Source organism: Lactobacillus iners (genome assembly GCF_011058775.1).
Taxonomy (GTDB): domain Bacteria; phylum Bacillota; class Bacilli; order Lactobacillales; family Lactobacillaceae; genus Lactobacillus; species Lactobacillus iners.
This window is the reverse complement of record NZ_CP049230.1, coordinates 1,024,231-1,044,600: the sequence shown is the minus strand read 5'-3', so window position 1 is coordinate 1,044,600 and position 20,370 is coordinate 1,024,231. Positions and strand designations below refer to the sequence as shown.

At 34.6% G+C, this 20,370-nt stretch carries 16 protein-coding genes and 1 tRNA gene; 15 read left to right on the top strand and 2 right to left on the bottom strand.

What is annotated here, in order from left to right:
- The first annotated feature begins 14 nt into the window (after nt 1-14).
- From trxB to G6Z82_RS05050, 9 genes are read left to right on the top strand one after another with little or no spacing between them, the layout of a single operon-like run.
- A complete protein-coding gene (gene trxB, locus G6Z82_RS05090) occupies nt 15-941 on the top strand; it encodes a thioredoxin-disulfide reductase (protein ID WP_006729575.1) in 927 nt (308 codons plus the stop codon).
- A gap of 16 nt (nt 942-957) precedes the next feature.
- Complete coding sequence (locus G6Z82_RS05085; protein ID WP_164785878.1) at nt 958-2,685, top strand: phospho-sugar mutase; 1,728 nt, start codon at nt 958-960, stop codon at nt 2,683-2,685.
- A gap of 57 nt (nt 2,686-2,742) precedes the next feature.
- Nucleotides 2,743-4,740, top strand: a complete 1,998-nt coding sequence (gene uvrB / locus G6Z82_RS05080; RefSeq protein ID WP_164785877.1) for an excinuclease ABC subunit UvrB — start codon at nt 2,743-2,745, stop codon at nt 4,738-4,740.
- 27 nt (nt 4,741-4,767) lie between these two features.
- Nucleotides 4,768-7,584, top strand: coding sequence for an excinuclease ABC subunit UvrA (gene uvrA, locus G6Z82_RS05075; RefSeq protein WP_164785876.1), 2,817 nt, complete (start codon nt 4,768-4,770; stop codon nt 7,582-7,584).
- Between the two features lie 51 nt (nt 7,585-7,635).
- The gene (gene rapZ / locus G6Z82_RS05070; RefSeq protein WP_006729579.1) at nt 7,636-8,511 is read left to right on the top strand and encodes an RNase adapter RapZ; all 876 of its coding nucleotides are present in this window, start codon (nt 7,636-7,638) and stop codon (nt 8,509-8,511) included.
- Nucleotides 8,512-8,523: 12 nt separating this feature from the next.
- Nucleotides 8,524-9,558: a gluconeogenesis factor YvcK family protein gene (locus G6Z82_RS05065; protein WP_006729580.1), complete on the top strand. Its 1,035-nt coding sequence runs from the start codon at nt 8,524-8,526 to the stop codon at nt 9,556-9,558.
- Complete coding sequence (gene whiA, locus G6Z82_RS05060) at nt 9,558-10,502, top strand: DNA-binding protein WhiA (protein ID WP_006736366.1); 945 nt, start codon at nt 9,558-9,560, stop codon at nt 10,500-10,502. Before G6Z82_RS05065 ends, whiA begins: the two co-directional genes overlap by 1 nt.
- Complete coding sequence (locus tag G6Z82_RS05055) at nt 10,495-11,991, top strand: DUF2201 family putative metallopeptidase (RefSeq protein WP_006737814.1); 1,497 nt, start codon at nt 10,495-10,497, stop codon at nt 11,989-11,991. The genes whiA and G6Z82_RS05055 overlap by 8 nt, the downstream gene beginning before the upstream one ends.
- Before the next feature lie 15 nt (nt 11,992-12,006).
- Entirely contained in the window at nt 12,007-13,272 is a 1,266-nt protein-coding gene (locus G6Z82_RS05050; protein WP_164785875.1) for an AAA family ATPase, read from the top strand.
- Nucleotides 13,273-13,370: 98 nt separating this feature from the next.
- Here the strand turns inward: G6Z82_RS05050 and clpP are convergent, their stop codons facing one another.
- Together clpP and G6Z82_RS05040 are read right to left on the bottom strand one after the other, a co-directional pair.
- A complete protein-coding gene (clpP, locus tag G6Z82_RS05045) occupies nt 13,371-13,955 on the bottom strand; it encodes an ATP-dependent Clp endopeptidase proteolytic subunit ClpP (RefSeq protein WP_006729584.1) in 585 nt (194 codons plus the stop codon).
- A gap of 214 nt (nt 13,956-14,169) precedes the next feature.
- Nucleotides 14,170-14,241, bottom strand: a tRNA-Arg gene (locus G6Z82_RS05040).
- Nucleotides 14,242-14,468: 227 nt separating this feature from the next.
- On the opposite strand from G6Z82_RS05040, the gene G6Z82_RS05035 reads away from it, so the two are divergent.
- From G6Z82_RS05035 to secG, 6 genes are all read left to right on the top strand, one after another.
- Nucleotides 14,469-15,500 carry a sugar-binding transcriptional regulator gene (locus G6Z82_RS05035; RefSeq protein ID WP_006730600.1) on the top strand — a complete coding sequence of 344 codons (1,032 nt, stop codon included), beginning with the start codon at nt 14,469-14,471 and terminating at the stop codon, nt 15,498-15,500.
- Nucleotides 15,501-15,556: 56 nt separating this feature from the next.
- Complete coding sequence (gap, locus tag G6Z82_RS05030; protein ID WP_006729586.1) at nt 15,557-16,573, top strand: type I glyceraldehyde-3-phosphate dehydrogenase; 1,017 nt, start codon at nt 15,557-15,559, stop codon at nt 16,571-16,573.
- Between the two features lie 108 nt (nt 16,574-16,681).
- Nucleotides 16,682-17,896: a phosphoglycerate kinase gene (locus G6Z82_RS05025; protein ID WP_006729587.1), complete on the top strand. Its 1,215-nt coding sequence runs from the start codon at nt 16,682-16,684 to the stop codon at nt 17,894-17,896.
- 17 nt (nt 17,897-17,913) lie between these two features.
- Nucleotides 17,914-18,669: a triose-phosphate isomerase gene (tpiA, locus tag G6Z82_RS05020; protein WP_006729588.1), complete on the top strand. Its 756-nt coding sequence runs from the start codon at nt 17,914-17,916 to the stop codon at nt 18,667-18,669.
- Between the two features lie 50 nt (nt 18,670-18,719).
- A complete protein-coding gene (eno, locus tag G6Z82_RS05015; protein WP_006729589.1) occupies nt 18,720-20,018 on the top strand; it encodes a phosphopyruvate hydratase in 1,299 nt (432 codons plus the stop codon).
- 118 nt (nt 20,019-20,136) lie between these two features.
- A complete protein-coding gene (gene secG / locus G6Z82_RS05010) occupies nt 20,137-20,370 on the top strand; it encodes a preprotein translocase subunit SecG (protein ID WP_006730623.1) in 234 nt (77 codons plus the stop codon).

Below are 20,370 nucleotides of genomic sequence, written 5' to 3'. Positions count from 1 at the left end.
TAGGAGTATGAAAATTGATAAAAAAATATGATGTTATCATAATTGGAGCTGGACCTGGTGGCTTGACAGCCGCATTATATGCTTCCCGAGCTAATTTGTCAGTAGCTATAGTTGATAAAGGATTGTATGGCGGTCAAATGAATAATACAGGTGCCATTGATAATTATCCTGGCTTTGCTGATATTACTGGACCGCAATTAAGTGAAAAAATGTATCAAAGTGCAATGAAATTTGGTGCGGAGTATTTCTATGCTGATGTGCAACAAATAATCGTTGAGCAACAGATGAAAAAGGTTATTACAGAAAAAGATGAGTTTCATGCTCCAGCAGTTTTAATTGCTACAGGTGCTGTACATAAACATCTCAACATTCCTGGTGAAGACACATATCAAGGAAGAGGTGTGTCATATTGTGCTGTATGTGATGCTGCTTTTTTCCGAAATGAAGAAATTGCTGTTATTGGTGGCGGAGATTCTGCTATTGAAGAGGGGCTATATTTAGCTCAAACTGCTAAAAAAGTTACAATTATACATCGTCGTAATGAACTGCGTGCTCAACCAGTTCTACAAAAGATGGCATTTGCTAATGATAAGATTGATTTTATCTGGAATGCAAATACGGAAGAAATTTTGGGTGATGGTAGTAGAGTTACGGCAGTGAAGTACTATGATAAAAATGCTGAAGAACAGAAGATTTTAAATGTTTCAGGCGTATTTATTTATGTTGGTGTACAAGCTAATAGTATGGCTTTTAGTAATTTAGGGATTTGTGATGAACACGGTTGGATAATTACTGATGATCATATGCAAACTAAAGTAGAAGGTATATTTGCTTTAGGTGATGTACGTCAAAAGGATTTAAGGCAAATTGCTACAGCAGTTGGTGAAGGCAGTATTGCAGGACAAGCTGCTTATCATTATTTACAAACTTTAAAAAATTAAATCGGAGGATAAACATATGGGGGCAAAGGACAGACTAGCTCAATGGTTAGGAAATGAACGCTTAAATTCAGATATGCGTTCAGAACTAATGGAATTAAAAAAAAATTCAGCTTGGGTTGAAGATGCCTTTGGTCAAGATATTAATTTTGGTACGGCAGGGATGCGTGGATTGCTAGAGCCTGGTACTAATCGCATTAACCTTTATACTGTAGGTCGTGTGACGGAAGGCTTAGCTAAACTAATAGAGGAGAATGGTTCTACTGCTATCAAACGTGGGGTTGTTATAGCATATGATTCACGTTATTATTCACGTGAATTTGCAACACATGCTGCACAGATTTTAGGTAATCATGGTATTACAGTCTATTTATTTGACAATTTGCGTCCTACACCGGAATTGTCTTTTGCAGTACGCTATCTTAAGACTTTTGCAGGTATTAATATTACAGCATCACATAATGCTAAACAATATAATGGTTATAAAGTTTATGGCGAAGATGGTGCACAGATGTCACCTGATAATGCAGATCGATTATTTGCTTTTGCTCAAAAAGTTACCGATATTTTTTCTGTTACTTGTGCATCTGTTAGCACATTAAGACAAAAAAATATCTTACATATGATAGGTGAAGATGTTGATCAAGCATACCTTAAAGAACTTGCAACCGTAAATCTTAATTCTTGTTTAATTAATAAAAATGCTGATCAAATCAAAATCATATATACACCAATTCATGGTGCTGGTAAGGTTTTGTACGATCGGGCATTTAGACAAGCTGGATTTAAAAATATAATCCCTGTAGTTTCACAATCAATCATTGATCCTGAGTTCCCTACAACAATTAAGCCAAATCCTGAATTTAAGCAATGCTTTGATGAAGGTATTAAGTTAGCTAATGATCTGAAAGCAGATTTGATTATAGCTACAGATCCTGATGCTGATAGAATGGGAGCTTGTGTCCGTACTTCAGATGGAAGTTTTCAAGTCTTAACTGGTAATCAAATTGCAACTTTATTTATTAATTATTTGCTAGTTAATCTTAAAGCAGCTGGTAAATTATCATCTGATTACGAATTAATTACGTCAATTGTTTCTAGTGCCTTACCTTTTAAGATTGCTCAGGATTATGGTATTAAAACTAAGCATGTTTTAACTGGATTTAAGTTCATTGGTGAAGAAATAGATCGAATGAGTACACAGAATGACGGTCATTTCTTGATGGGATTTGAAGAAAGTTATGGTTACTTATTTAAACCCTTTACTCGTGATAAAGATGCGATGCAAGGTGCTTTGATGTTGGCTGAAGTTGCTTGTTATTATGCTTCACATAACAAAACTATTTTTGATGGATTACAAGAAATTTGGAACAAATATGGCTTTGCTTATGAAGTAACTAGTGCACTAGAAATGCCAGGTCTTGGTGGTCAAGAAAAAATGAAGTTGTTGATGGATAAATTGCGAAAAGATCCGATTAAAGAAATAATGGGACAACATGTTACACAGACACAAGATTTCTTATTACAGACAGAGTCTATTAATGGTCAAATGAGTAAATTGGAAGGCTTTACTCAGTCTAATGTTTTGAAATATTTCTTAGAAGATAATACTTGGCTGGCCTTAAGACCATCAGGTACTGAACCCGTAGTAAAAGTTTATGTCGGAGTTAACAAGGATAATTTTTCTAATGCTAAACAGGCAGCAGAAGATTATACAGCAGCTATTGAACATATTTTATTCAAATAATAGAATATATACTTTAAAGTTGGACTTAGGTCCGACTTTTTTTACAGAGGTATTTTAATGATTCGGAAACAAAAAAATAAAAGATTTGAATTAGTATCTAAATTTCAACCAGCGGGAGATCAGAAACAAGCTATTGATCAATTATGTGATAATTTCAAAAAAGGAGTTAAGGAACAAATATTGCATGGAGCCACTGGTACTGGTAAGACTTTTACTATGGCTAATCTTATTGCTAAATTAAATAAACCAACATTAGTTATTTCACATAATAAGACTTTAGTTGGTCAATTATATGGTGAATTTAAACAATTTTTTCCTAATAATGCTGTTGAATATTTTGTTTCTTATTATGATTATTATCAACCAGAAGCGTATGTTCCCAGTTCAGATACATATATTGAAAAAGATTCCGCAATTAATGATGAAATTGATCAATTAAGGCATGCTACGACTTCTGCATTAATGCAAAGAAAAGATGTGATTGTTGTTGCTTCAGTTTCGTGTATTTTTGGGTTAGGTGATCCTAGAGAATATGCTAAAAGTGTCATTTCTTTGTCGGTAGGTGAAGAGTATGAACGAGATCTGCTATTACGAGATTTAGTGAATATTCAGTATGATCGAAATGATTTAGATTTACAACGTGGACATTTTAGAGTACATGGAGATATTGTAGAAATTTTTCCAGCTGGCAATTCAAATAAAGTGTATCGTGTTGAATACTTTGGAGATGAGATTGATCAGATCGTGGAAGCAAATTCTCTGACTGGTGAAATATTAGGAAAATGTGAGCAGATCTCTCTATTTCCAGCTACGCATTTTATGACAGATAGTGAACAAATGAAGCGAGCTATTAATGACATCAAAAAAGAATTATCATTGCAGGTTAAAGCTTTTGACGATAAAGGAAAGTTGTTAGAAGCACAAAGAATAAAGCAACGCACTAATTATGATATTGAAATGATGCAAGAAGTTGGTTATACCAATGGCATTGAAAATTATTCTCGCCATATGGATAATCGCAAAGCAGGTGAACCACCTTATACTTTATTAGATTTCTTTCCAGATGATTTTTTAATTTTAATTGATGAATCACATGCTACAATGCCTGAATTACAAGCTATGTATAATGGTGATCGTAGGCGAAAACAGACTTTAATTGATTATGGCTTTCGCTTGCCTTCCGCTTTGGATAATCGCCCATTAAAATTATTAGAGTTTGAAAAACATGTGCATCAAATTGTTTATGTTTCTGCTACTCCAGGTGATTATGAATTATCCCGTACTGATAAAGTAGTAGAACAAATCATTAGGCCAACTGGATTATTAGATCCTATAGTTGAAGTTCGACCTATTAATGGTCAAATTGATGATTTGATTGCTGAAATCAACATCCGGATCAGACGAAAAGAACGGGTTTTTGTGACTACATTGACCAAAAAAATGTCGGAAGATTTAACTGATTATTTAAAAGAATTGGGTATCAAAGTCCAATATTTGCATTCAGAAATTAAAACTTTGGAACGGATGAAAATAATTCGTGACTTACGTTTAGGCAAGTTTGATGTTTTAGTGGGCATTAATTTGCTAAGAGAAGGCATAGATGTACCGGAAGTATCATTAGTTGCGATTTTAGATGCTGATAAGGAAGGCTTTTTACGTTCTACTAGACCTCTTATTCAGATGATGGGTAGAGCTGCTCGCAATGAAAATGGTAAAGTGATTATGTATGCCGATCATATAACAGATTCGATGCAAGCTGCTATTGATGTAACAGAGCGTCGTCGTCATATTCAAATGCTCTTTAATCAGAAACACCATATTATTCCTAAAACAATTGTTAAGCCAATACGTGATATTATTTCATATACAAAGGATGTCAATCAAAAAGATAAGCATATAAATGATTTTTCTGATTTGAATTTTGATGAATTAAGTGCAAAACAAAAAGAACAAATGATTATTAATTTGACTGAACAGATGAAAATAGCTGCTCAAAAGTTGGATTTTGAGACTGCGGCAACATTAAGGGATGCGATTATTGATTTGAAAAAGTGATCGATTTAAGAAAGAGAAGACTAGTTGATGAAAAATGATGTAATTGTTATGCATGGGGTACGTGAGCATAATTTAAAGAATATTGATTTAACTATCCCTAAAAACAAACTCGTAGTAGTTACAGGATTATCAGGTTCTGGTAAGAGTTCTCTAGCATTTGATACTCTATATACAGAAGGACGTAGACGTTATGTTGAATCTTTATCAAGTTATGCACGTCAATTTTTAGGTCAAATGGATAAAGCAGACGTTGATAGTATAGAAGGATTAACGCCAGCTATTTCGATTGATCAAAAGACTAGGTCTCATAATCCTCGTTCTACTGTAGGTACAGTTACTGAGATCAATGATTATTTGCGTTTGCTGTGGGCTCGTGTTGGTAAACCAATTTGCCCACATGATGGCACCTTGATAGAGAGTCAAAGCGTTGATCAGATTATTAAACAGATTGTGGCTTTAGCTCCTAAAACTAGGATTCAGATTTTAGCTCCAATTATTCGACAGAAAAAAGGTGAGCATAAAGAGGTTTTCAAACGGATTCAAAGATTGGGATATGTTCGCATTATAGTTGATGGTGTCTTACACGACATTAATGATGAGCTACTTTTGGATAAAAACAAACAGCATTCAATATCTGTAGTTGTGGATCGTTTAATAATTAAAGAACAAATCAAGTCCAGATTGACAGATTCTGTGGAAACCGCTCTGCGTCTTACAGATGGCTATTTGAATGTAGATATTGTAGGCGACAAGTTGATGAAGTTTTCAGAATATTATGCCTGCCCATCTTGTGGATTTACAGTTGGTGAGCTTGAACCTAGATTATTTTCATTTAATGCACCATTTGGTGCTTGCAGTGAATGTGACGGATTAGGGATGAAACTAGCTGTCGATCCAGATTTGGTAATACCTGATCCAGAAAAGTCCTTAAATCAGGGAGCAATTGTTCCTTGGTGTAATTCTAAATATTATACAGATATGTTATTACAGGTAGCGGCGACTTTTAAAATTCCTATGGATCGACCATTTAAAAAATTAACTGAGCGACAAAAAAGAATTATTTTATATGGTGATGATAAAGTAATTAAATTTCATTTGGCGGGAGATTTTGGCGTTAATGATGTTGAACAAGCCTTTGAAGGTGTATTGAATAATGTTGATAGACGTTATCATCATCCTATTTCTAAATTTATGCAGGATGTAATGTCTAAATATATGACTGAATTAAAATGTACTAAATGTCAAGGACGACGTCTGAATGAGATTGCTTTATCAGTTAAAATTAATGGCTATGATTTGGCTACAGTTTCTGATTTGGCAATTACGGATGAATTAGCTTTTTTTGAAAGTATAGCGTTATCTGAGCATGATATGATGATTGCTAAGCCGATTCTTAAAGAAGTAAAAGCTCGACTTACATTTTTAATTGATGTTGGTTTAGGATATTTAACTCTTTCTCGTTCTGCTGGCACTTTATCAGGTGGTGAATCACAGCGAATAAGATTAGCTACACAAATAGGTTCTAACTTATCTGGAGTTATGTATATATTGGATGAACCTTCAATTGGTTTACATCAACGTGATAATGCCCGTTTGATTAAGACTATGAAAAAAATGCGTGATTTAGGTAATTCTTTAATCGTGGTTGAACATGATTCTGAAACCATGCAACAAGCTGATTATTTAATTGATATTGGACCTGGTGCAGGTATATATGGTGGAAAAGTAGTTGCAGCAGGTACACCTCAAGAAGTCATGGCTAATCCTGATTCATTAACTGGTCAATATTTATCTGGCAAGAAAAAAATCGCTATACCTGATCATAGGAGAATCCTAAATCATGGTGTTATTAAATTAATTGATGTGAGTGAAAATAACTTAAAACATATTGATGTGCAAATTCCTTTAGGTGGCTTAGTTTTGGTTACTGGTGTATCAGGTTCTGGTAAATCGACGCTAGTTAATTTGGTATTAAAGCGGGCTATCTTACAAAAATTAGGGTTGATGACTAAAAAACCAGGTAAGTATAAAAAAATGTTGGGTTGGGATCAAATTGAAAAAGTAATTGATGTTGATCAAAGTCCCATCGGTCGTACACCTCGTAGTAACCCAGCTACTTATACTGGTGTTTTTGATGATATTAGAGCTTTATTTGCCCAAACAAATGCAGCTAAAATGCGTGGATACACGAAAGCACGTTTTTCATTCAATATCAAAGGCGGTCGTTGTGAGGCTTGTCATGGTGACGGAATTATTAAGATAGAAATGAACTTTTTGCCTGATGTGTATGTCCCATGTGAAATTTGCCATGGAACCCGTTACAATTCTGAAACTTTGGAAGTTAAATATCATGAAAAAAATATAGCCGATGTGTTAAAGATGACCATATCTGAAGCTAATGAATTTTTTGCGAATATTCCTAAAATCCAAAGAAAGTTACAAACTATTATGGATGTAGGTTTAGGCTATATTCAATTAGGTCAACCTGCGACTACGCTTTCAGGAGGGGAAGCTCAAAGAATGAAGTTAGCTTCAGAATTACAAAAGACCTCTACTGGTAAAAATCTTTATATATTAGATGAGCCAACGACCGGATTACATGTAGATGATATTAAGCATTTAGTTCTTGTATTACAAAGATTAGTTGATGAAGGCAATAGCGTATTAATCATTGAACATAATTTAGATGTGATTAAATGTGCAGATTGGATTATTGATCTAGGACCTGAAGGCGGAGCAGCTGGTGGTGAAATTGTTGCTCAAGGAACACCTGAAGATGTTGCAAAGGTTGAAAAAAGTTATACGGGACAATATCTTAAACCAATATTGAATCAAAATTTATGATAAATGTTCTATGATATAATTTATATCATCAGGAGGAAGGAATGTTAGGGTATGAATGTGCGAAAGAAACAATTATTAATTGTTACAGGAATGAGCGGTGCAGGTAAAACTGTCACTGTTAAATCTTTAGAAGATTTGGGCTATTTCGTAGTAGATAACTTACCGCCAGAATTATTGAGTAGCTTTTGGGAGTTAATTAATTCTTCAAATGATTTTGATAAAGTAGCGGTAGTAATCGATTTGCGTGTTAAGAGTTTTTACAAAGATTTAGTGGTTGAAATTAATTCGTTAGAAGATAATAGTAAAGCACATGCAACCATTCTATTTTTGGATGCATCTGATGATGTTTTAGTTTCTAGATATAAGGAAACTCGTAGATTGCCACCTTTAGCTCAATCTGGTCGCTTATTAGATGGCATAAAAAAAGAACGTGAGGCTTTAGAGAGTATCAAAAATCTGTCTAATTATATTATTGATACCTCTAAATTAACAGCTAAGGACTTGAAAGAACAATTAGTCAAAAAATTTAGTGATGATCAAACACACGTTTTTTCGATTGAAGTGATGAGCTTTGGCTTTAAATATGGTATTCCCATCGATGCTGATATTGTTATTGATGTAAGATTTCTTCCTAATCCATTCTATATCCCGCAATTAAAACCTTTTACTGGTCTTGATCGGAAGGTTTTTGATTATGTAATGGAGAAAGAACAAACACAGATTTTTTATCATAAATTCTTAGATATGTTATTTACTGCTATTCCAGGATATATTGAAGAGGGAAAGGAAAAATTAACGATTGCTGTAGGCTGTACAGGTGGTCAACACCGTAGCGTTTCAATCGCTATTCAACTAGCTAAGGATTTATCCAAAAAGTATCCAGTTGATATATCACATCGTGAAATTAGTCGTTATATTAGAAAATAGTTAGGTATAAAAATGTCTTTTGGCGAAAATAAAATAGTTAAGGTTATTAAAGCTCGACGTCCTAAAATTGTTGTGATTGGTGGCGGAACGGGATTACCTGTAATTTTAAGTGCGTTAAAGCAACAAAATGCTGAAATCACCGCTATTGTTACTGTAGCGGATGATGGTGGCTCTTCTGGCGTAATTAGAGATTATATCAATGTTGTTCCACCAGGTGATATTAGAAATGTTTTAGTTGCTTTATCTGATATATCTCAGGAAGAAAAGGAAATTTTTCAATATCGTTTCAGTAGTGATGATTCTTTTTTTGCTGGTCATGCAATTGGTAATTTGATTATTGCAGCATTAAGTGAGATGCAAGGAAATATATTTGATGCAGTGCAATCACTATCTAGAATGATGCATGTTGACGGTAGAATTTTTCCTGCTTCCAACGAACCCTTAACTTTAAATGCTGAATTTATGGACGGAACGACTGAAAAGGGTGAAACTGAAATCACTTCACAGCACAAAAAGATTAAACGTGTCTGGGTTACGGGAGCTAAAAATAATGCTCGACCTGAGGCAGTTTTACCAGTGTTAGCAGCCATTATGCAAGCTGATGCGGTTGTTTTAGGGCCGGGAAGTTTGTTTACATCAATTTTGCCAAATTTGATGATTGATGATTTAGGTGAGGCTATTAGACAAACCAAGGCTGAGGTAATTTATATCTGCAACATTATGACGCAACGAGGCGAAACTGATAATATGACCTCGGCTGAGCATGTAGCTATTATTAATCGTCACTTAGGTGGTAATTATATAGATACTGCTTTAGTTAATAGTGCTGCAATTGATATGACAAAGTTCAATCCCGCAGATTATGATGAATATTTACGACCAGTTGAAAATGACTTCAAAGGCTTAAGAAAGCAGAATTGTCGAGTAATTACAGCTGATTTTATTAATCAACATAGTGGATTAGTTTTTCATGATGGTAAAAAAATTGCCACGGAAATATTAAATTTAGCCCTAGAAGCTTATGCAAGAAGAAAACAGGAGAAATGATGGGATCTTATGCTAGTGAAGTAAAGAAAGAATTAACGGGGTTGTCTGTGCATCCAGAGCATGCAAAGGCAGAATTGTCTGCTTTTTTGCGAATGAATGGTGTCTTAAATTTAAATCAACATCATTTAAGTTTAAATATTGTAACTGAAAACCCGGCTATTGCTAGAAGAATTTTCTCATTAATTAAAATAGCTTATGGGATTGAACCAGCATTGATAGTTTCTAAAAAAATGAAATTGAAGAAAAATTATCAATATTTAGTAAGATTGCAAAATAATGTTAAATTTGTGTTGCACGATTTAGATATTATTGATGAATCATTTGGTGTTTTAACAGGTATTCCTTCCAAAATTCAAAAATCTGAACAACTAGCTATGTCATATTTGCGTGGTGCATTTTTAGCAGCTGGTAGCATTAATAATCCGGAAACAAGTCGCTATCATCTGGAAATTTATTCACTATATCAACTTCATAATGATGATTTAATGAATTTGATGAATAAATATTTTTACCTTAATGCCAAGCAAACTAAACGCCGCAGTGGTTATATTGTATATTTAAAAGAAGCTGAAAAGATAGGAGATTTTTTGCATATTATAGGTGCAGTTAATGCAATGTTAGCTTTTGAAGATTTACGTATTATGCGTGATATGCGAAATTCTGTTAATCGTTTGGTTAATTGTGATACTGCTAATATGAAAAAAACAGCTTCTGCTGCAGCTAAGCAGGTTGAAGAAATTAAATTGATTGATAAGAAGATTGGCTTAGATAAACTACCAGAGAAATTGGCTATTTTAGCGAAGTTTAGATTGCAAAATCCAGAACTAACCTTAAAAGAGGTAGCAGATAAAGTTCCTGATGGTCCGATATCCAAATCAGGTATTAATCATCGATTTCAAAAAATCAAAAAAATAGCACAAAATTTAGGGGAAAAACATGAATGATGAATTTCATAACGTATTATCTGCCGACATACAACTGAATAAAGAGGACTATTTAAAATATGATTTGGAAAAAATCAACGATCGGGCATTAGCTGTTCGTGATATTTTAAAATCTGGCGGTATTTCAAAAAATAATCAGAAGATGCAACAGAATCTAATTTTAGCCTATTGTGTTCTAGCAAAATTGGGAATTACGTCGTATTCTATTAGAAAATTGTCGGCAGAAGAAATGAGCGTTTTTCAAATGGCTACTTATAAAGCTGTCACTGCTGCTAGTGCTTTAACCGGATATATTTCACTATTGCATCCGATGGTTTCCGTTAATTATGCAACTCTAGCTACCGATGCTAATTTACGACTAGGAATCGGTTGGTGGTTTTTTGATCCGATCTTAGACAATGTTGAGCGTGGGACCTTATTATTACATGAGGTTATGCATACGGTTTTAGGTCATTATGAGTTGAAAAATTTAGATATGCAACTAGTTAATACAGCTGGGGATGCAATTATTAATCAGGAAATTGAATTTGGTGATCATGAAGTTATGCACTTACCGCAAAATGAAGATAAATCTGATTTTATAGTTTTTCCTCGAACAATTATTACTCAAAAGTATCCCAAAGGTATGCCAAATAACCAATCTTTTGAAACTTATTATCATGCATTAGAAGAAGAAAGAAAAAAAACGCCAGTTCCAGATCAAAGTAGTGATATTTGTAATTCTATGTCTAGTCAAGAAGAATCTGAATTTGATAAACAAAATGTTGAAAAAGCTGGCGAGATAGAAAAAGAATTAGCACGAAACGAAGCATTGCATAAGGCACTTGATCAGGAAAATAAAACGGTTGGTCGTAATGGTTCTGCTTTTAATTCATTTATTTTAAAAGCTTTGCGACCAGCCAAAATTTCTTGGCAAAAATGTTTAAAGAATATTATAGCTAAACATTGCAATACTGTGATCGAAGGTAATATGGATTATTCATATCGCCGTCCATCTAGAAGAAATTTTAGTAATATTTTTATTAGACCCGGCACTATATCTTATTTACCGAAGATTTTAATTGGTTGTGATTCTTCAGGATCAATGGATGAGGTTGATTATCGTCGATTGATGTCGGAAATCAAAGAAATATGTAAGACTGTTCAACATGAAAAAATTAGTTTTGTTACTATTGATACTAAAATAACGACTAAACAAGTTGTCCATAAAGTACAAGATATAGTATTAGGAGCTGGCGGAGGTACATGTATGGAAAAATTTTATGAGTATATTCATCAGCTAAAAGCCAGTGAAAAACCAGATTTATCAATTTTATGTACAGATGGATACCTTGGTGGCGTTAAAGAATGGACATTATTGTTAAATAGTATTGACAAAAATATTATTAATATAATTTTGATTACTGATAGGCAAGGTTATGATTCATTTATCAACTTATATGGTTGTAATACGCCTGTTAAAAATACTACTATTATATCAATATATTAATCGGAGGAATATGAGATGCTTAACAAGAAATTTTATCCTTATATTGCCCAAGGTGCTAATGCTAAGCAAATGTTTAATATTATGCAAGCTTGTATCAGAGCTGGTGTACCTTTTGGTCTTGTTGGAAATCCAGGTGTAGGTAAAACTGCTACCATAGAGGCAATGGCCAAAACGTTAGGTCGTGACTTAATAAACTTGTCTTTGTCTACGATGCTACCTGAAGACATCGCAGGATTACCATTTCCTACCAAAATCAATATTGGAAGTGATAAAAATGAACAGATGGTAGATGCTGCTTGTTATGCAATGCCAGTGTGGCAGCAGAGATTATTGCATAATTCGAATGCTATTTTATTTTTAGATGAGTTTTCTACAGCTATTCCGACTACTCAACATGCTTTTTTGCAATTAGTTCAAAATAGACGACTTCCAGGATCAGATTTACCATTTTCTAAAAATGTAGCGATTATTATTGCAATGAATCCAGCAGACCAAGCAGGGGGCTCATCGTTAGATCTGCCAATTGCTAATCGTTTTGCGTGGTTTACTTTTAATCCAGATTTTAATGATTGGGCTACTGGATTTAAACAAAGATGGCAGTCTGAAGAGTTAATGTCAGTTCCAAGTTTTTGCACTGATGAAAAAATCTTAATGGCACGCAATAAAAAAATTCGTTCTACGATTATCGACTATTTAGATTCTGAAAAAGGTGCACACCAGGTAACGATTGTACCGTCCGGTATGGAAAATCCCATAAGCAGTGTCGTTAGAAGAGATGATCCAGCTGAAATGGAAGTTTTTCGCTTAGCCTTTCCGTCAGCACGTTCGTGGGATAATTTAGCTGAGATTATGACTTATATTGATGAAAAAGATTTTGGAACCATTCAAGTAGTGATTAATGGAACAATAGGTTCTAATCAAGGTATAGCTTTTTATAAATATTATGTTGATAATTTGAAGAGATTAAATATTGATGCGATTTTAAAGGATCCAGAAAGTGTTGATTGGAAACATATTAGTATTGATGAATCGGCTGGTATTTTTCGGGCATTGATAGAAGAGGCAGCTAATGGTAGGTTAGATCAGGTATTAGAAGTATTCATTAGTATTAAAATTGTTGGAGCTGAGAATTTATTATCTGGTAATCGTCTGCAAGATATTTATAAGGCTGAATATTTGAATAAATTACCACTAGCTACTAGAAAAAAAGTCAAGCAGCGATATCTTGAATATTTTGGTGATTTTTTAACTAAAATTGCTAATAATAATAGCGGTAACTAGCAAAATCTTCATGATTGACATTTCATTTAGATGTGTCAGATATTTATATCGAAAAAAGCATATTTCGTTTAATGCGAAATATGCTTTTTATCTTGCTTTTAATTATTCTTATTAACTAAAATTTCGTCAATCAAGCCATAGTCTTTGGCTTCTTGAGCTGTTAAGTACTTATCACGTTCAGTATCAGCTTGAATCTTTTCAAGTGGTTGACCAGTAGTTTCGTGCAAAATACTATTGATCTTTTCACGACTCTTAAGAATTTCATTAGCGGCAATTTGAATATCGGTTTGTTGACCTTGGGCACCACCTAAAGGCTGGTGAATCAAAACAGTAGAGTTTGGTAAAGCAAAACGTTTACCTTTAGTGCCTGCTGTCAATAAGATTGAAGCCATGGATGCAGCCATACCAATAGCAATAGTTGATACATCTGATTTAATGAAATTCATTGTATCCATAATAGCTAGACCTGATGTAATTACGCCACCAGGTGAATTTATATATAATGAAATATCTTTAGTATTGTCTTGAGCGTCCAAAAATAGCAATTGGGCAATGATTGAATTGGCCATCGTGTCATTTATTTCACCACTCAACATAATAACTCTGTCTTTTAATAGTCTTGAATAAATATCGTAAGCACGTTCGCCACGTGCGGTTTGTTCAATAACTGTAGGTACGAGCATAATCTACCTCCTTTATAAAATTAGCAGTCATATATATACGCTGCTAATTAAAACACAATTATGCCTGTAGGTCAAATTTTTGTCTCTATTTTACCTTAAATTATCAGATAAAATAAGTCATACAATATTTTTTTACTTACAAACTAATAGATTAAGAGAGTTAATTAATTTTAAGATAAAAAAAGCACTAGCTTCGTCACTAATGCAATTAATATGCACTCCCCGGGAGTCGAACCCGGATTTTAAGAACCGGAATCTTAAGTGATATCCATTACACTAAGAGTGCCTCAACAAACCTATTCTAACAAACAATTTTTAAAGTATAAATAAAAAAATAAAAAATATGTAGTTTACTTGAATAAAAAAATACTAATTGGTATACTATAGGTGTCGAAAAGAGAAATGTCGGGGTATTATTGTGAATAATTGATGTTTCTCTAATATTTTTAATGTTATTGGGTCGCTAAACGTCACTGAATGGGACAAACTGTGACCCACACAAAGGGAGCAAGCATGGACTCGGATTTAACCTTGTTACAAAGCTTAGTTCCTGATGTTTTTAAAATAATTCGACAGCGTTTTCTTGTCTTAGAACAGATATCGTTGTTAGCCCCAGTGGGACGAAGAGTTGTTGCAAAAAAATTGGGATTGAGTGAGAGAAATATTCGAACAGAAACTGATTATTTGAAACAACTACACTTAATTGAGATTAACAGTTCTGGTATGGTTCTGACAGAAAAAGGCGAGATAACTTTAAAAGAGTTGGCACCGCTGATTGATAGGATATTTAATGCTAGTAAGACTGAATTACAGCTTGCTAGCAAGCTGGGAATTGATCGGGTGATTATTGTTCCTGGTAATGCAGATTTGCAAGATCGCGTTTGGGCTTTGATGGGTGAACAACTTAGTGCAGCTTTAGACTTGCTTTTACCTTTAGGTAAGGATATTATAACAGTGTCTGGTGGTAAAACAGTTGCTAATGTTACTAAACATCTAAGCAAGCGGTTAAGTAGATATCGTGATATTTTATTTGTACCAGGAAGGGGAGCTTTGGGCGATGATGTGGAACTACAAAGTAACACAATTGCTCAGGCTGTAGCTTCAAAAGTTGGTGGTCGATTTTCAGGTTTGTATTTACCAGAAAATCTTCCTAGTGAAGCTATCAATGCTTTGATGCAAGACCCCATGATTTCTAATACTTTCACTAGTATTTACAATAGTGATGCGGTGATTCATGGTATAGGATTAGCGGATAATATGGCACGTAAGCGTGGTTTTGATGCGTTTACCCGTTCCAAATTAATGGATAAAGGTGCCGTGGCCGAATGTTTCGGGTATTTCTTCGACCATAATGGTCATTTAGTTGATCGTGTGCCACGAGTTGGTTTTCAACTTGAAGTTTTAGATAAAATACCCCATGTTTTTGCTTTAGCAGCTGGTGAATTGAAAGCTCCAGCAATTATTGCATACATGCATCATGCTCCCAAGCAAACGTGGTTAATAACCGATGAGGGAGCCTCAAATAAGGTTTTAAGGGAGAATTGAGTTCTCGTTTAAAATAAATTGTTACTACATAGTTTCCTAAGGAGGAATAACCAATTATGACAGTTAAAATTGGTATTAACGGTTTCGGCCGTATTGGTCGTTTAGCATTTCGTCGTATTATGGAATTAGGCGAAAAGTCAAAGGATATTGAAGTTGTTGCAATCAACGACTTAACTACTCCAGCACTTTTAGCTCACTTACTTAAGTATGACTCAACTCATGGTACTTTTAACCACGAAGTTTCAGCAACTGAAGACAGCATTGTTGTTGATGGTAAGAAATACCGTGTTTATGCAGAACCACAAGCACAAAACATTCCATGGGTTAAAAACGATGGTGTTGACTTTGTTCTTGAATGTACTGGTTTCTACACAAGCAAGGCTAAATCAGAAGCTCACCTTAAGGCTGGTGCAAAGAGAGTTTTAATTTCTGCACCTGCAGGTAGCGATCTTAAGACTGTTGTTTACGGTGTAAACGAAGGTACTTTAACTGCTGATGACAAGATTGTTTCAGCAGGTTCATGTACTACTAACTCATTAGCACCAATGGTTAATGCTTTGAACAAAGAATTCGGCATTGAAGTTGGTACTATGACTACTATCCACGCATTTACTTCAACTCAAATGATCTTAGACGGACCAGTTCGTGGCGGTAACTTCCGTGCTGCACGTACTGCTTCCGCTAACATCATTCCACATTCAACAGGTGCTGCAAAGGCTATTGGTCTTGTAATTCCTGACTTGAACGGTAAGTTGAATGGTCATGCACAACGTGTACCAGTTGTAGATGGTTCCGTAACTGAATTAGTTTCAATCTTGAGCAAAGAAGTTACTGCAGATGAAATTAACGAAGCTATGAAGAAATATGAAACTCCTTCATTTGCTTACAACGATGACGAAATCGTTTCAAGCGATGTTTTAGGTATGACTGCTGGTTCAATTTTTGACCCAACTCAAACTATGGTAACCACTGCAGGTGACAAGCAATTAGTTAAGACTGTTGCTTGGTACGACAATGAATACAGTTTCACTTGCCAAATGGTTCGTACTTTGTTGAAATTTGCTACTCTTTAATCAATAGTTAATACTGATTTTTGTAGTGAAGAAGGCGGAGGGAGATTCTCCTTCCGCCTTTTTTCAGGGAAGTAAGTATCTTACTTTGTTATGGAGGTTTAATATTAAATGGCTAAATTAATTGTTTCAGATCTTAAAGATCTTGAAGGTAAAAAAGTTTTAGTTCGTGTTGACTTCAACGTACCAATTAAAAATGGTGTTATTAGCGATGATAATCGTATTGTTGCTGCATTACCAACTATCAAGTACATTATCGAACACGGTGGAAAAGCTATCTTATTAAGTCACTTGGGTCGTGTAAAGAGTGATGCTGATAAAAAAGAATTAACTTTAAAACCTGTTGCAGAGCGTTTGAGTGAATTATTAGAAAAGCCTGTAACTTTTGTACCTGAAAATGAGGGTAAAGAAGTTGAAGATGCTGTAGCAGCTATGAAGAATGGCGAAGTTATAGTTCTTGAAAACACAAGATTCCAAGATATTGATAATGATTTTGGTAAACGTGAATCTAAAAATGATCCAACTCTTGGTGAGTACTGGGCAAGCTTAGGTGATGTTTATGTTAATGATGCATTTGGTACAGCACATAGAAGCCATGCATCTAATACTGGTATTGCTACTGCAATGAAAGCTGCTGGTAAATTAGCAGCAGCTGGTTACTTGATGGAAAAAGAAATTAAATTCTTAGGTAACGCAGTTTCTAACCCTGTACATCCATTTGTAACTATCTTAGGTGGTGCAAAAGTTTCTGATAAGATTGGTGTTATTACTAACTTAATTCCTAAGTCTGATCACATCTTAATTGGTGGTGGTATGGCTTACACCTTCTTAGCAGCACAAGGACACAAGATTGGTAAATCATTGTTTGAAGAAGATAAAGTTGAATTAGCAAAAGAGCTTTTGGCTAAAGCAGGTGACAAGATTGTATTGCCTGTAGACCATGTTGCTGCAACTGAATTTTCAAATGATGCAACTCATGAAGTTGTTGATATTGATATTCCTGATAATGAAATGGGTCTTGATATCGGTCCTAAGACTGTTGAAAAATTCAAAGAAATCTTAAAAGATGCTAAGACTGTAGTTTGGAACGGACCTATGGGCTGTTTTGAAATGCCAAACTACGCAGAAGGTACTTTAGAAGTTGGTCGTGCTTTAGCAAACTTAACTGACGCTATTACTATTATCGGTGGTGGTGACTCTACTGCTGCTGCTAAGCAATTAGGCATTGCACCTAAGATTACCCACATTTCTACTGGTGGTGGTGCATCACTTAATTACTTAGAAGGTAAAGAATTACCTGGTATTGCATGTATTTCAGATAAGTAAGAAAGGATCTAATTTTTATGCGTACACCAATTATTGCGGGTAACTGGAAATTACATATGAATCCAGAACAAACAACTGAATTTGTTAATGCTGTAAAGAATCATTTACCTGAATCATCAAAAGTAGAAGCAGTTATTGCAGCACCAGCATTGGATGTTGATGCTTTAAGAAAAGCAGCTGCAGGTAGCAATTTACATACTAGTGCAGAAAATTGTTACTTTGAAGCAGAAGGTGCTTTTACTGGTGAGAATTCTCCATTAGTATTAAAGGAAATGGGTATCAATTATTGTATTATTGGTCACTCTGAAAGAAGAGGCTATTTCCACGAAACTGATGAAGATATCAATAAAAAAGCTAAGGCTTTATTAGAGCACGGTGTTACACCAATTATTTGTTGTGGTGAATCATTAGAGACTCGTGAAGCTAACAAGCAAGAAGAATGGGTTGTTTCCCAAATTAAAGCTGCCTTGGAAGGCTTAACTGCTGAACAAGTAAGTTCATTAGTTATTGCATATGAGCCTATTTGGGCAATTGGTACTGGTAAGACAGCTTCATCCGATCAAGCAGAAGAAATGTGTAAGACAATTCGCGAAACTGTTAAAGATTTGTATGATGAAGCAACTAGTGACAACATCCGTATTCAATATGGTGGATCTGTAAAGCCTGCTAATGTTAAAGAATTAATGGCTAAACCTAATATTGATGGTGGTTTAGTAGGTGGTGCCTCATTAGATCCTGAATCATTTTTAGCTTTGGTAAATTACCAAGATTAATTTCAAGATAACAATTTATTTTAAAAACATATATATAAAGGAGAAATTCCATGTCTGTAATTACTGATATTCACGCACGCGAAGTTTTAGATTCCCGTGGTAACCCAACTATTGAAGCTGAAGTTTATACTGAAGTCGGTGGCTTCGGTCGTGCAATTGTTCCATCAGGTGCATCAACTGGTGAACATGAGGCTGTTGAATTACGTGATGGTGATAAATCACGTTTTAATGGTACTGGTGTTTTAACTGCTGTTGAAAATGTAAATGGTGAAATTGCAAAGGCAATTATTGGCTTAGATGTAACTGATCAACGTTTAATTGATCAAACTATGATTGATTTAGATGGTACTCCTAACAAAGGACGCTTAGGTGCTAATGCAATCTTGGCCGTATCATTAGCAAGTGCACGTGCTGCAGCTGATGAATTAGGCTTGCCATTATATGAATACTTAGGTGGTCCTAATGCACATGTTTTACCAACACCAATGATGAATGTTATTAATGGTGGTAAGCATGCTGATAATAATGTTGATATTCAAGAATTTATGATTATGCCAGTTGGTGCAAAATCATTGCATGAAGCTGTACGTATGGGTGCAGAAACTTTCCATACTTTGAAGAAAATCTTAAAAGAGCGTGGTGAGTTTACAGGTGTTGGTGATGAAGGTGGTTTTGCACCAAACCTTAAGAATAATGAGGAACCATTTGAAATTTTAGTTGAAGCTATTCAACGTGCAGGCTATAAGCCAGGCGAAGATATTGCTATCGCATTTGATGCAGCAGCTTCTGAATTTTATAATAAAGAAACTAAGAAATATGTTACTGTAGCAGATGGTCGTGAATACACAGCTGAAGAATGGACTTCATTAATTGAAGATTTAGTTGACAAATATCCTGTTATTTCCCTTGAAGACCCACTAGATGAAAATGATTGGGAAGGTTGGAAGACATTTACTGATCGTTTGAGTGGTAAAGTTCAAATCGTTGGTGATGATTTATTCGTAACTAATACTAACTACTTGAAGAAGGGTATTCAAAAGGGAGTAGCTAATTCTATTTTAATTAAAGTTAACCAAATTGGTACTTTAACTGAAACTTTTGAAGCTATCGAAATGGCTAAAGAAGCTGGATATACTGCTATCGTTTCCCACCGTTCAGGTGAAACCGAAGATACTACAATTGCAGACTTGGTTGTAGCAACTAATGCAGGTCAAATTAAGACAGGTTCTATGTCTAGAACTGACCGTATTGCTAAGTACAACCAATTAATGAGAATTGAAGAAGCTTTAGGTTCTACAGCTGAATATAAAGGTATCCACAGTTTTTACAACTTACATAAACAATTCTAATTGATGTTAATTGTTATTAAAAAGACTTCTAATTGAAGTCTTTTTCTTTAGCATTTGTTTATTTTTTATGGTAAAATTAGTTCAGTGATTAATTTTTTTAGGCAATGGAGGCAACGCTTTGTATAACTTAGTCATGACGTTAATCATCATCGTTAGTTTTTTAATTATTATAGCAACGTTGATGCAGCCACAAAAGCAACAAGATGCCTTAAATGCACTATCTGGTGGTGCCGTATTTAGTGGACAAACTAAGAAACGTGGCTTTGAGGCATTAATGGAAAAGATAACAGGCGTATTGCTTGTGATATTCTTTGTTTTAGCCATAATTTTGGTTAAATTATCTTCAAAGTAA

Excerpts from the sequence above, each read along its gene's own strand:
- uvrA (WP_164785876.1), top strand. The coding sequence starts at position 4,768 with ATGAAAAATGATGTAATTGTTATGCATGGGGTACGTGAGCATAATTTA.
- whiA (WP_006736366.1), top strand. The coding sequence starts at position 9,558 with ATGGGATCTTATGCTAGTGAAGTAAAGAAAGAATTAACGGGGTTGTCT.
- G6Z82_RS05055 (WP_006737814.1), top strand. The coding sequence starts at position 10,495 with ATGAATGATGAATTTCATAACGTATTATCTGCCGACATACAACTGAAT.
- G6Z82_RS05025 (WP_006729587.1), top strand. The coding sequence starts at position 16,682 with ATGGCTAAATTAATTGTTTCAGATCTTAAAGATCTTGAAGGTAAAAAA.
- G6Z82_RS05050 (WP_164785875.1), top strand. The coding sequence starts at position 12,007 with ATGCTTAACAAGAAATTTTATCCTTATATTGCCCAAGGTGCTAATGCT.
- rapZ (WP_006729579.1), top strand. The coding sequence starts at position 7,636 with ATGAATGTGCGAAAGAAACAATTATTAATTGTTACAGGAATGAGCGGT.
- uvrB (WP_164785877.1), top strand. The coding sequence starts at position 2,743 with ATGATTCGGAAACAAAAAAATAAAAGATTTGAATTAGTATCTAAATTT.
- G6Z82_RS05065 (WP_006729580.1), top strand. The coding sequence starts at position 8,524 with ATGTCTTTTGGCGAAAATAAAATAGTTAAGGTTATTAAAGCTCGACGT.
- eno (WP_006729589.1), top strand. The coding sequence starts at position 18,720 with ATGTCTGTAATTACTGATATTCACGCACGCGAAGTTTTAGATTCCCGT.
- clpP (WP_006729584.1), bottom strand. The coding sequence starts at position 13,955 with ATGCTCGTACCTACAGTTATTGAACAAACCGCACGTGGCGAACGTGCT.
- G6Z82_RS05085 (WP_164785878.1), top strand. The coding sequence starts at position 958 with ATGGGGGCAAAGGACAGACTAGCTCAATGGTTAGGAAATGAACGCTTA.
- gap (WP_006729586.1), top strand. The coding sequence starts at position 15,557 with ATGACAGTTAAAATTGGTATTAACGGTTTCGGCCGTATTGGTCGTTTA.
- G6Z82_RS05035 (WP_006730600.1), top strand. The coding sequence starts at position 14,469 with ATGGACTCGGATTTAACCTTGTTACAAAGCTTAGTTCCTGATGTTTTT.
- tpiA (WP_006729588.1), top strand. The coding sequence starts at position 17,914 with ATGCGTACACCAATTATTGCGGGTAACTGGAAATTACATATGAATCCA.